This is a genomic window from Streptomyces eurythermus, from assembly GCF_014649115.1.
In the GTDB taxonomy this organism is placed as follows: Bacteria; Actinomycetota; Actinomycetes; order Streptomycetales; family Streptomycetaceae; genus Streptomyces; species Streptomyces eurythermus.
Genome location: NZ_BMSK01000011.1, coordinates 222570 through 234826, shown reverse-complemented (window position 1 = coordinate 234826; position 12257 = coordinate 222570). Strand labels below are relative to the sequence as shown.

Genomic DNA, 12257 nt, shown 5'->3' with positions numbered 1-12257 from the left:
AGGGGAATGCTGGATTCCACGGGTGCGCACCCCGGTTACGCGAGAGCCTGTCGGTTCTCTGTTGTAACTGTGGGAATCCTCCGGCAGGCTGAGGCCCCATGGAAGAAGGCACTTCGAAGTCACCGAGGCACTGCTCGGGTACCGAGGACTACAACATCCTCCAGTGGGACGTCCGCGAGGGGTGCGAGGTCCGCCAGATCCTGGACCGCGTCGCCGACAAGTGGTCGCTTCTGGTCATCGCACTGCTGGAGAACCGCAGCCTGCGCTTCAACCAACTGCGCCACAGCATCGAGGGCATCAGCCAGCGGATGCTCACGGTGACCCTGCGCCAGCTGGAGCGGGACGGGCTGGTGCGCCGCACCGTCCACCCGGTGGTGCCGCCCCGGGTGGACTACGAACTGACGCCACTGGGCGCGACGTTGCACGACACCATCCAGGCGCTGGTGGCCTGGACCGAGGAGCACCAGGAGGAGATCGCGACGGCCCGCGCCGAGTACGACCGGCGTACGGAGCCTGGTGAGAAGGCGTCCTGAGGGGAGCGCGAAGCCGCCTGCCCCGCACGTCAACAGTGCGTCAAGGTCGTCCCGGTCACCGTCAGCGTTCCGTCAGGAGGGGCCGGGGGCCGGGCGCGGACGGGCATAACGTCGACGGCGAGCCCCGGCCCGCCTCCCCGCGTCCGGGGCGTTCCAGCTCTCTCCTGGTAGGTGTCCCATGGAACAACTCCTGTACGGCGAAGACCCCGAGCCCTCCGATCGGTTCCCGGCCGGACCCCTGTACGTCCCGGTCCGGCCGGGCCCCTCCGGGTCTGTGGTCCGCCTCTTCCGTACACCGCTCGGCGACCGCTCGGCCGTCGGTTTCACCTCCGCGCGGGGACTCGTCGCGGCCCTCGGCACCGGTCAGGCGTGGATCCGTCTCGCCGAGCCGGCACTGCGCGCGCTGACCGCACCGCTCGGCGTCACCACCGTCACGATCGACCCGCGCTTCACGGCCTGCGCGCCGGCGCCGGCCGGACCGGCGGTCCCGGCCGTCCCGGCGGCGGCCCTGGCCGCCTCGGCCCGGTGGACCGGCTGAGAGGAGAGCAGGCGATGACCACCGTTCACGAATCCGCCGTCCCCGCGGCCCTCGCCGAACTGTCGGTGTGGCCCGCTTCGGCCACCGAATCCCGTCCCGGCGACCTGGCCGTGGGCGGCGTACCGCTCACGGAGATCGCCGACCGCTTCGGCACCCCCGTCTACGTCCTCGACGAGGCCGAGGTGCGCGACCGCTGCCGCACCTACCGGAACGCCTTTCCGGACGCCGAAGTCCTCTACGCGGCCAAGGCGTTCCTGTGCCGGGCCATGGCTCGCTGGATGGACGAGGAGGGCCTCGGTCTGGACGTCTGCTCGGCCGGTGAGCTGGAGCTCGCGGCCACCGCCGGTTTCCCGCCGGAGAGGATGGTGCTGCACGGCAACGCCAAGTCTCCGCGGGACCTGGAGACGGCACTCCGTCTGGGCGTGGGCCGTATCGTCATCGACAGCCCCTCGGAGATCGCGCGGCTGGCCGCCGCCGTGGGCCCCGGCGGCCACCAGAAGGTCATGGTGCGCGTGGTGCCCGGCATCAGCGCGGGCGGCCACGAGAAGGTCCGCACCGGCACGGACGACCAGAAGTTCGGGCTCTCCATCACCGACGGCCACGCCCAGCACGCCATCGCCCGCGTCCTCGGCCGGCCACAGCTCGAACTCACCGGGCTGCACTGCCATCTGGGCTCACAGATCACCAGTGTGAAGCCGTATCTCGCGGCCGTGCGCCGTATGGTCGGCCTGATGGCCCGCCTGCGCGAACAGCACGGGCTGGTCCTGCCCGAACTCGACCTCGGCGGCGGGCACGGCATCGCCTACCGCCCCGGAGAGGAAGCCCTGGACCTGACCTCGCTGGCCCGCAAGGTGCGCAAGGAACTCGCCGGCGCCTGCGCCGCCGCCGGACTCCCCGTCCCCCGGCTGGTCATCGAGCCGGGACGGGCGATCGCGGGCCCCGCCGGTGTCGCTCTGTACCGCGTGCTGTCCGTGAAACGCTCGGGCGGGAACCTCTTCGTGGCCGTGGACGGCGGCATGAGCGACAATCCCCGCCCGGCCCTGTACGGCGTCCGCTACGCCCCCCGCCTGGCCGGCCGGCACAGCACCGCGGAACGGGCCCGCGTCACCGTGGCGGGCCGGCACTGCGAAGCGGGCGACATCCTGGCCGCCGACGCCGAACTGCCCGCCGACGTCCGCCCCGGCGACCTGCTCGCCGTACCCGTGGCGGGCGCTTACCACCTGTCCATGGCCTCGGGCTACAACCTGGTCGGCCGCCCGCCCGTGGCCGCCGTACGCGACGGCCTCGCCCGCCTCCTGGTCCGCCGCGAGTCCATGGCGGACATCCGCGGCCGGGACGTCGGCCTGTAGCAGCGCCGACCTCGGAGTGGAGCCAGGTTCGTCCCGGCTCCACTCCAAGGTGCGGGTGGGTCACTGGAACTGTGCGAAGAACTTCCAGATCTCCGTCTTGGTCCAGGTGGTGACGCCGCTCTCGCCGGAGGAGCCGTCGACCGGACCGGGGATGTGGTCCCCGTCGAACGCGGCCCACTGGACCGGGTATCCGGCACGGCAGCCCGAGTAGAGGGTGGTGATGTGCGTGCGGCTGCCCGGCGCCGGCTCGCGCGGACTCTGGGCGGTACAGCCGTTGTTGGCGACGAACCTGTCGCGCAGGGACCGTCCCTGCGCGATGCCGAGGACGGAGTCGCCGATGCCGTGGATCCCGAAGTAGGCGATGGGCTGGCTGCCACCGCTGCATCCGCTGATCTCGGCGCCGGACATGACCGCGACGGCCCTGAACACGTTCGCCCGGCTGCACGCGAGGGCGTAGCTCATACCGCCGCCCCAGCTGAATCCCGTGGCGAAACGCTGTGCCGGGTTGACGCAGAGGGCGCCCTCGACGCGCCGGATCATGTCGTCGACGAAGGTGATGTCCTCACCGCCGGAATTGGCCCAGCCGTTGCCGAGGCCCTGGGGGGCGACCAGGATCGCGCTGTTGCCCGACTGTTCCTGCTGGCCGTAGTAGGACCAGGCGCTCCCGCTGGTGCCGCCCGAGGCGACGTCGCCGGCGGTCCCGCCCCGCCAGTGGAACGCGAAGATCAGCCGGTAGGGGTGGTTGCTGTCGTAGCCGTCGGGAACCCGGAGGATGAAGCTGCGGCTCTTGCCGCCGCTCTGGATCGTGTGCGTCCCGCTCGTCAGAGCCGGGGCGCTGCCGCAACCGCTTCCGCTTCCGCCGCCGGACGACAGCTTGACCAGCTGCCATTGCTGGTTGGCACCGCCCCAGTCGGTGTACTGGACGACGTTGCCGCCGTCGGCGGTGGAGCCGCCCTGCACCTCCACCGCCTTGCCGCTGCCCCGGTTGATCAGCCGGACGTGGCCGGCGTCGGAGTCGGCCAGGCGGAACTGCTGGTTGGTCCCGTTGTGGTCGGTCCACTGCTGGACCGCGGCACCGTCCGCGGCCGAGGCGCCGGCCACGTCGAGAACCTTGTCCGAGTGCCTGGCCTTGAGGCGGTAGAAGCCGCCGCCGGAGTCCACGAACTGCCACTGCTGGTTGGCTCCGTCGGTGCGCGTCCACTGGGCGACCCGCGCGCCGTCGGCGGTGGACGCGCCGGAGACGTCCAGCGCCTTGCCGCTGTTGCGGTTGACCAGGACGTACCAGGCGTTGGTGTCCACCGTCGCCGCCTGGGCGGGCGCCGGCCGCACGGCGGCGAGCAGGCCGATCGCGAGGGTCGCCGCCACCACGGCCGCGATCCGGGACCACCAGCGATGCCGGATCGCGGGGGCCGCAGCGTGCGCCGTCATCGATTCACCCCCTTCGTCTCGTCGGCGGAGGGTCCCATCAGGTCCGCGTCCAGCGCTGGTTGCTGCCGCCCGAGCAGGAGTAGAGCTGGATCTGGGTGCCGTTGGCGGTGCCGGCTCCGACGGCGTCGAGGCAGAGGCCGGACTGGACACCGACGATGGAACCGTCGGAGTTCAGGCGCCACTTCTGGTTGTCGCCGCCCCAGCAGCTGTAGATCTGGACCTTGGCGCCGTTGCCGGTGCCGGCGGCGTCCAGGCACTTGTCGCCGTAGACCCTGAGCTCGCCGGAGTCGGTGGACGTCCACTGCTGGTTGGTCGCGTTGTTGCAGTCCCACAGCTGGAGCTGGGTGCCGTCGGCGGTGGCGGCGCCGGGCACGTCCAGGCAGCGGCCGGAACCCACCCCCTTGATCTGCCCGCCGCCCGTGGGGGGCGGCGTGGTGGAGCCGCCGTTGAGGGCGTTGAGGACGGCCGTGTAGGCGGGCTTCTTGCTGCCGTCGTTGTTGAACAGCAGCGGCGTGTCACTCGACCGCCAGGAGTCGCTGTCGCGCACACCCCAGACGGTGATGCCGAGGCAGCGCGAGACGGCCAGGCAGTCGTTGGTCACGTTGGCGTAGGTCGTGGACGAGGCGCCCTGGATGTCGAGTTCGGTGATGGCCACGTCGACGCCGAGGGCGGCGAAACTCTGCAGGGTGGTGCGGAAGTTGCTGTTGTAGGGGCTGCCGCTGTTGAAGTGCGACTGGAAGCCGACGCAGTCGATCGGCACGCCCCGCTGCTTGAAGTCCCGGACCATGTTGTACACGCCCTGGGTCTTGGCCCAGGACCAGTTCTCGATGTTGTAGTCGTTGTAGCAGAGCTTGGCGGCCGGGTCCGCGGCGCGCGCGGTGCGGAAGGCGACCTCGATCCAGTCGTTGCCGGTGCGCTGGAGGTTGGAGTCCCGCCGGCCGCCCGAACCGTCGTCGGAGAAGGCCTCGTTGACGACGTCCCACTGGGCGATCTTGCCCTTGTAGTGGCCCATCACGCCGTTGATGTGGTCGATCATCGCCTGGCGCAGGCTGCTGCCGCTGAGGCTCTGCATCCAGCCGGGCTGCTGCGAGTGCCAGGCCAGGGTGTGCCCGCGCACCTTCTTGCCGTTCTGCACCGCCCAGTTGTAGACGCGGTCACCGGAGGTGAAGTTGAACTGGCCGCGCTGCGGTTCGGTGGCGTCTATCTTCATCTCGTTCTCGGCCGTCACCATGTTGAACTCACGGTTCGCGATCGACGTGTACGTCGAGTCGCCCAGCCGGCCCGAGGCGATGGCGGTGCCGAAGTAGCGGCCGCTCTGCGCGGCCGCGGCGCCGAGCGTGCTCTCGGCGGCGTTCGCGGTCGTCGGCGCGGCCAGTGCGCCGACCGAACCGAGGGCGCCGACGAGCAGCGCCATGAGCGGGCCGCGGAGCCTGCGGCGGACAGCGGATCTGGGAAGGGCGTACGAGCCCATGACTGTGCCTCCAAGACGGACATCACGGAAGGACTGAAGCGCGGGGGATCGCGTCCAGGGACGGGACGATCCCGACGTCGCGCGTGGGCGTGGATCGGCCGTGCGGCATGGATTGCGCAGGGCCGATGTGGTTCGAAATGTCGAACTGCGGTCGCTTTCTCAGACAGGGATGATCGAGCCATGACGGTGCACCGTCAATACTCCCCGCAGGAAAAGATTCCGATTTTCGCTCGAAAGTTTCGTAATTCCGTGGTGTGACACCCGTGTTACGACGAGGTCGACGGGTGGGAGGAACGGAGCACGAGCAGGGTGATCTCGCTGGGGGCGAACACGCGGAACGGCGGGCCCCAGAAGCCGGTGCCGCGACTGGTGTAGAGGAGCGTGCGGGCGCCGTGGCGGCTGAGGCCGGCGAGGGCGGGCTGATCGAGTCGGACCAGGTGGTGGAAGGGCCAGATCTGGCCGCCGTGGGTGTGGCCGGAGAGCTGGAGGTCGATGCCGGCGGCCGCCGCCCGGTCGACGAACTTCGGCTGGTGCGCCAGGAGCAGGACGGGCAGGCCGGGGTCGGCGCCGTCCAGGGCTCCGGCGAGATGGGCGCGGTGGCCCGCCAGGCCGGAGGACTCGGCGGTGACGTCGTCCACGCCGGCGACCACGAGGGTGTCGCCGCCGCGTTCGAGCAGCAGATGACGGTTGCGCAGCGGCTCCCAGCCCAGCTCGTCCATCAGGTCGACCCAGCCCTGCGCCTCGCTGTAGTACTCGTGGTTGCCGGTGACGTAGACCCGGGCGCGGGTGGCCCGCACGGTACCGAGGGGGGCGGCCTGGGCGCGGCGCTGTCCGGCCGTGCCGTCCGCGATGTCGCCGGTGTGGCAGACCAGGTCGGCCTCCAGGGTGTTCACCCTGTCGCACACCCGCGCCGACCAGCGGGCGCGGTCGAGCGGGCCGTAGTGGGTGTCGGTGATCAGGACGACCCGCAGCCCGTCCAACCCGGCGCCCAGGCGCGGGAGTTCCACGTCGAGCCGGCGCACGCGGGGTACGCGGCGGGCCTCGGCGTACCCCCAGGCGAGCAGGACGGCGGTCACGCCGAGGACGGCCCAGGTGACGACGCGGGCCCGGTCCTGGCTCCCGCCGAAACCGGCCACGGTCAGTGCGAGCCGCAGCAGGACGCCGAGCAGAACGGACCAGGTGAACAGCACCCAGCCGGCGCCCAGCAGGGTGTCACCGATGATCGCCGCCCGGTCCTGCCGGCGCCGGCCGTGACCGCGCGCCAGCGCGAGCGGCATGCATACGAGGCAGGCGGCGAGCAGGACGGTGCCGGCCAGGGTGACGGGCAGCGGCCAGTGCTGGCCGGTGTACAGGAGCACCCAGCAGGGCACGGTCCACAGCAGGACGGGGGCGATCAGGGGGAGGTGGCGCATCAGGCGGTGCAGCGGGCTTCGCCGCGGCGCTCGCGCCTCACCCTCGGCGGGCCGGGTGCTGCTGGTGTCGGTCACGCTTCCCCTCCTGACCGGGCTGCCGTCTCGCCGCACTGTATCCGGTCACTCTCGGGCCACCCGGACCGGTGCTCAGGTCAGCGGCCGTCGGGTGAAGGTCCGGTGGTGCGTGCCCGGTGGTGCGGTCAGTGGCCGTCGGGTGAGGGGGTCGGCGGAGCGTGCACGGTCAGCGGTCGTCGGGTGAGGGGGCCGGCGGAGCAGGCACGGCGTTGCCGGCCGCCGGCGGGGGTGCCCCGGCTGCCGGGCCGCCGGTTCCCGCGCACCCGTACGCCGCCGCCTCACCGGGAGCCGTCGTGCCCCCGCAGGTGCAGGGCGCGCAGAGCGACCTCCAGGGCGAAGCGGTGCTCGGGGTCGGCGAGCCGGTCGCCGAGGTGGGAGTCGAGGGTGCGCAGGCGGTAGCGGACGGTCTGGGCGTGGACGCCCAGCATCTCGCCCACCTGCTCCGCGGGCGCGCGGGTGGAGATGTGGACCCGCAGGGTCTCGATGAGCCGGCCGCGCCGGCTGGCCGGGAGCCCGTCGAGCGGGGCGAGTTCGCGGGCCGCGAGATGGTCGACCAGGGCATGGTCGGACAGCAGCCACAGGGTGGTGAGGTGGTCCTCGCAGGCGATCAGCGGGGCGTCGGGGACCACTCCGTCGTCGACCAGTTGCAGGACGCGGCGCGCCCAGCGCACCGAGTCGGCGGCCTGGCCGAGCGGGACGGTGAGCCCGAGCACGCCACGGGTGCCGGACAGGGCCTTGCGGAGCATCGCCAGGCGCTGCGGGGTGAGGCTGCCGGGGACGAGCAGATGGGGCTGGGGCATGTCGAGGTCGACGAGGACGTCCTCGTCGAGCGCGGCCTGGATGCGGTCGGCCACCGGGGGGCGCAGGGCGACCAGGGTGCACCGCGGGGGCAGCTCCCAGCCGGCGGCCTCGGCCAGCTCGGTGACGGTGGTCCCGGGCAGCGGCGGCGCGGCCAGGATGAGGTGTAACAGGCGTCTTCGTAACGCGGACACCTCGGACGCGGCCCGCTCCCGCACCTCCGCGTACCCCTCGCGGGTGACCGCCTCCAGTTCGTCGACGTAGGCGAAGAGGGCGTCGGCGAAGGAGAGCACGAGGGTGGGGGAGAGGTTGTGCTGCCGCCCGATCGTCTTGGCGCGGCGCAGCGTGATCCGCGCCCCGAGGCGGTAGGCGCCTTGCAGGGTGTGCAGGTCGCGGCCTTCGTACGCCTCCACCCGGCCGAACCTGCGCAGCAGTTCGTCGCGGGCCTCGGAGCGCCTGCCGGGGTCGGCCACCCGGTCCACGAAGGTGACCAGCGCCAGTTCCACGCCCTGGCGGATCGCGTCCCCGCTCGGCCCGTTGAGCAGCCGGCCGTACACCGGGTAGGCGCGGGTGACCTCCGCTCGTATCTCGTTGAGCAGGCTCGGCAGTTCGGGCCGTATCACGGCCGCGAACCGCTTGGGCAGGGGGCCGAGCGGTTCGCCGACTTCGGGGGACCGTGCGATCGAGGGCATAAGTCACCTCTTGCGCTCAGAAGTGTCCGGCGAGGCGGCCGGCCGGGCGCCGTCCGCCTCGAGCGGAGGGCGCCCGGCCCGGTCCACCAGGTGTCACACCGGTCTGGGTGCTGACACTTAATCAACTGAGCCGCCCGGTGTACACCGCTCAGGCGGATTACGCCGGTGCCTGCCGCGGCCCGCCGCCGGAAAACGGCCGGGCCGGGGCCGTCACCGGACGGCGGAGTGCCAGTCGCGGGCGAGCACCTTGCCGGCGTCGGGCACGACGGTCCCGGGCGCGGTGAGGCCCGCCAGGAAGGTCTGGGCGCTGTTCAGGGTGAGGCTGTTGTTCCCGGCGGCGGAGGGCAGGCCGGTCTTGGCGTTGACGGCGGCGTTGATCAGGCCGACGTTCAGGCCGCAGCCGGTGGCCCCCGGCACCGCGAAGCCGCCGTCGTTCTGCGGGGCGCCGGTGAGGTCGATCCGGCTCATCTCGCCGGCCTCGTCGGCCGTGCCGTCACCCTTGAAGAAGCTCATCCCGAACGCCGGGTAGTCGAGGTTCTTCGGCCGCAGCACGATCGGGGCGGACGCCGACCCGATGTAGCAGTTGTCGCCGAGGAGCGGGTTCTGCAGGTGGACGCGGACCGGCAGGGCGATGATCGGCAGGTCCTTGAGGACGCCCGCGGTCTGGTCGAAGGCGTACGGCGCGCCGACGGACTCCATCGTGGCGGTGATCTTGTTCAGCTTGGCGTCGCTGAGGGTCTGGCAGATACCGCTGATCACCGGGATGTCGCTCGGACACATCAGGCCGAGCAGACCGCCCGGGACGGTGGCGGAGTCGGCGACCAGCGCGCCGGAGGGCGGGGCGACGACGGTGCTGGTGCCGTCCGCGTTCTGCACGACACCGAACTGGAGGTTGGTCCGGCCCGTGACCACGGTGGTCTTGCCCAGCTTGATGGAGCCACTGGCGGAGGTGGAGACCACGCACTGCGGGGTCCTGTCGGAACCGTCGGCGGCCAGCATCGCCGGGGCGTCCACGGGGCAGCGGGTGAAGGGGGCCCACTGGCCGTTCAGTGTGGGGTCGGCGGCCGACGCGCCGCCGATGGAGGCGAGGGTGCCGAGCGCGGTCAGGGCGGCGACGGCGGAGAGCCGGGTGCGGGTGGAGAGCCGGGGCATGGTGGTGGCCTTCCGGGGAGAGGGGAACGGGGGCGGCGCCGGGCGGGGGCGGCTCGGGCTCAGCGCTCGGGGACGGGGATGACGAGGGGTTGCAGATCCTTGGTGCACTGGTCGGGGTTGAAGACCTGCACCGCGCACGTCTGGCCCTGCATCTGCTTGACGTAGTTGCCGGGGCCGGACACCGAGGCGGTGAGCAGGCGGTCGAGGTCCTCGCCCTTGCCGCCGCAGTGGGTGAAGGCGGGGATGGTCACCTCGCCGGTCAACGGACCGCCGGAGCTGAGCAGATAGCCGACCGGCAGGGCGGGCGGCTGGTGCGAGCTGCGGCCGGTCAGCACCAGGTGGTCACCGGGGAACTTCGCGGGCTCGGGCTCCTCGGAGCGCAGCGGGCTTCGCGTCCGGCAGCCGGTACCGACGTCCAGCGGGGTTCCGTTGACCTCCAGGGCGGTCACCCTGAGGACCAGCGGGACCCGTACCCGTGTCTCCATCTTGGTGAACAGGGTGACGAACGAGGTCTCGCCCTTGCCGTCCATGGTCATGGGCCCCGTCTGCTCCAGCACCATCGTGGCCTTGGTCGGAACGAAGCCGAAGGTCAGGAAGGTTGCCTGGAACGGCGGGGTCTGCGGCTTGCCCCGGTACCAGAGCGTTCCCTGCGAGTGCTGGCTGAGATAGCCCCCGGAGTAGTCCGGGAAGAGCTCGATGTCGGTGGGGCCCTGCTCGATCAGCGCGCAGGACAGGGGGATCAGTGAGGCCCCGGCCAGTTTGCGCACGTTGGTGTAGCCGGTGACGTAGGCGTCGAGCGATGCCGAGGTGGACGGGTGCCGCTCGTCGTAGCGGCAGGGCGGGGCGTCCGGGCGGCGGGTCGCGGCGCCCCGCGGGGCCCGTTCCGTCACCGTCGGCGCCCGGCCCTCCTGGTCGTCCCGGCTCCCCTGGCCGTCCTGGCCGTTCTGGCCGGCCTGGTCGTCCGGGGAGTGCGGGGTGCCGGGGGTGCCGGTGTCCGGTGCCGGGGCGGAGGGGGCCGGTGAGGCGGGGCCGGTGGCCGGGGGCTCGGGGTCCGGCTCGATCTGTACGGTGGCCAGCAGGCCCCGCTTCGGCGCGTCCTCGGCGAGCGAGCAGCCGATGGTCAGCGCGGCGGGGTCGGCGGCGGTGCCGTCCGGTGTGTCGAGCGCCAGGTCGAGGTCGAGGGCGCGGGCGGAGAAGGCGAGGGCGCCGTCCACGCGGGCGGTGACGGAGGGGACGTCGCCCGTCGCGGTCAGCGTCAGGGGCCCCGAGGCGGGCAGGGCGGCCGGTGGTGCCGTACCGCGCCAGGTCGCCTCGGCCGCCGACTCGCCCTGCGCGATCCCGACCCCGAGACGGGTCACCGCGCGCACGCCGGACGCCCGGCCGCGGGCGAGGTCCGCCACCGCTTCGGCCGGCAGCTCGACGGTGGTGGTGACATCGGCGGGGGTGAACGCCTTGCCCGCCGTGGCCGCGGTGGGGAAGTCCGCTGTGACGCGTACCGTCGCGGGCAGTTCTCCCGAGGGCAGCCGGCAGACATAGGGGAGCGTGACATCGGCCTCCTGGGTGCCCGCGGCCGAGACCGCGGCCGGGACCATGGCGGCGAGTACCACGAACGCGCCGATGGCCGTGGTGCGGGCACGGACCCGGGGCAGCCGCGGCGCGGCGGCGCGATGGCCTCTCATACAGCTCCAGTCGGTCGTACACCGGTGTGGACAAAAAGGGGAAGAGCCGAAGGCGGGCGGGGCCGGGCGGTCCGCGTCCGCGCGGCCGGGGTGCGTGACCGGCCGGGCGGACGCGGACTGCGGCGCCTTACGGGTTGGAGCCGACGATCTTCGGGATGGTGCCGTTGGAGGACTTGATGACGTAGTTGCCCTTGAAGGTGGGCTTGGTGGAGGTGGTGACCACCGTGCCGCAGTTGACGGGCGCCGGGTTGGAGCTGACGACCAGCTCGCCCGCGACGCTGTTGACCGCCAGGACGCCCGAGGAGTTGGTGTAGGTGCCCGAGGCCTTGCCCGTCACGGTGAACTTGCAGGCGCCCGCGGACACGTTGGCCGTGATGTTGCCGACGTAGCCCGTGGTGACGCCGGTCGAGGCGTTGTAGTCCTGTGCGACGACCGTCCAGGGGGTGACCGCCACGGTGCTGACGTTGCCGAGGACGCTGGTGCACGGCGATGCCGAGGTGCCGAAGCTGATCGCGCTGATGGTGGCGACCGTGGCCGGGTTGCCGGTGGCGCTGGACATGGTGCCGGACGCGCTGGACGTCGTGCACGTCATCGGAATGGTCGCGGTCAGCACGATGTTGCCGCTGTTCGTCGCCGTGTAGCTGCCCGTCGGGGTGACGGTCCAGACCGTGGAGGGAGCCGCCGAGGCGGGCCCGGCGGTGAGACCGAAGGCGGCCGCGGCCGCACCCGCCACGACGGCGAGCCTTCTCGTGTGCTTCTTCATGGCGTCAGGGCTCTCCTTGTGGTTGAACGGCAGGGATGGGCCGCTGCTGAATCGATCGAGGGTGTGCGGCCCGCGGCTCGGTGTTCCCCGTCCGCGAACCATGACGTTACTGGCGGGAAACTTCGCCGAACAATGCCGTTGTTCATGATTCTTTGAAAAGAAGAACCATCTCTTTCCGGGGTGAGTGATCCGCAACCGGTCTTAGTCATCCGCTGCCAAAGCCGGGGGCCTTTGGCGGTGGGTGAGGGGGTGCCCCCGGCCTGCCCGTACGGGTCGGGATTGCTCACTCGGCAACAAGTTCCGGGGGCCGGTTTGTCTGCGCCGTGACAGATTTCGCATGGCCGAACCGGGACTCTCCGAAAACCTG

General features: G+C 71.9%; 10 protein-coding genes. 3 read left to right on the top strand and 7 right to left on the bottom strand.

The annotated features are described in order from the left end of the window. The first annotated feature begins 98 nt into the window (after window positions 1-98). From IE251_RS22285 to lysA, 3 genes are all read left to right on the top strand, one after another. On the top strand, window positions 99-533 hold the full coding sequence (locus IE251_RS22285) for a winged helix-turn-helix transcriptional regulator (RefSeq protein WP_189754764.1): 435 nt from the start codon (window positions 99-101) through the stop codon (window positions 531-533). A 178-nt stretch (window positions 534-711) separates the two neighbouring features. Next, window positions 712-1071, top strand: a complete 360-nt coding sequence (locus IE251_RS22280) for an SAV_915 family protein (RefSeq protein WP_189754763.1) — start codon at window positions 712-714, stop codon at window positions 1069-1071. A 14-nt stretch (window positions 1072-1085) separates the two neighbouring features. Beyond that, the gene (lysA, locus tag IE251_RS22275) at window positions 1086-2420 is read left to right on the top strand and encodes a diaminopimelate decarboxylase (protein ID WP_189754762.1); all 1335 of its coding nucleotides are present in this window, start codon (window positions 1086-1088) and stop codon (window positions 2418-2420) included. Window positions 2421-2480: 60 nt separating this feature from the next. Here lysA and IE251_RS22270 read toward each other — a convergent pair whose 3' ends face one another. From IE251_RS22270 to IE251_RS22240, 7 genes are all read right to left on the bottom strand, one after another. Continuing rightward, window positions 2481-3848: an RICIN domain-containing protein gene (locus IE251_RS22270; RefSeq protein ID WP_234471092.1), complete on the bottom strand. Its 1368-nt coding sequence runs from the start codon at window positions 3846-3848 to the stop codon at window positions 2481-2483. Window positions 3849-3885: 37 nt separating this feature from the next. Continuing rightward, on the bottom strand, window positions 3886-5319 hold the full coding sequence (locus IE251_RS22265) for an endo-1,4-beta-xylanase (RefSeq protein WP_189754761.1): 1434 nt from the start codon (window positions 5317-5319) through the stop codon (window positions 3886-3888). Window positions 5320-5585: 266 nt separating this feature from the next. After that, window positions 5586-6806: a metallophosphoesterase gene (locus IE251_RS22260; protein WP_189754760.1), complete on the bottom strand. Its 1221-nt coding sequence runs from the start codon at window positions 6804-6806 to the stop codon at window positions 5586-5588. Window positions 6807-7084: 278 nt separating this feature from the next. Next, on the bottom strand, window positions 7085-8296 hold the full coding sequence (locus IE251_RS22255) for a PucR family transcriptional regulator (protein WP_189754759.1): 1212 nt from the start codon (window positions 8294-8296) through the stop codon (window positions 7085-7087). Window positions 8297-8506: 210 nt separating this feature from the next. Further along, window positions 8507-9448 carry a hypothetical protein gene (locus IE251_RS22250; protein ID WP_189754758.1) on the bottom strand — a complete coding sequence of 314 codons (942 nt, stop codon included), beginning with the start codon at window positions 9446-9448 and terminating at the stop codon, window positions 8507-8509. 59 nt (window positions 9449-9507) lie between these two features. Continuing rightward, complete coding sequence (locus IE251_RS22245; RefSeq protein ID WP_189754757.1) at window positions 9508-11127, bottom strand: DUF6801 domain-containing protein; 1620 nt, start codon at window positions 11125-11127, stop codon at window positions 9508-9510. A gap of 127 nt (window positions 11128-11254) precedes the next feature. Next, a complete protein-coding gene (locus tag IE251_RS22240) occupies window positions 11255-11890 on the bottom strand; it encodes a hypothetical protein (RefSeq protein WP_189754756.1) in 636 nt (211 codons plus the stop codon). Window positions 11891-12257: the final 367 nt, after the last annotated feature.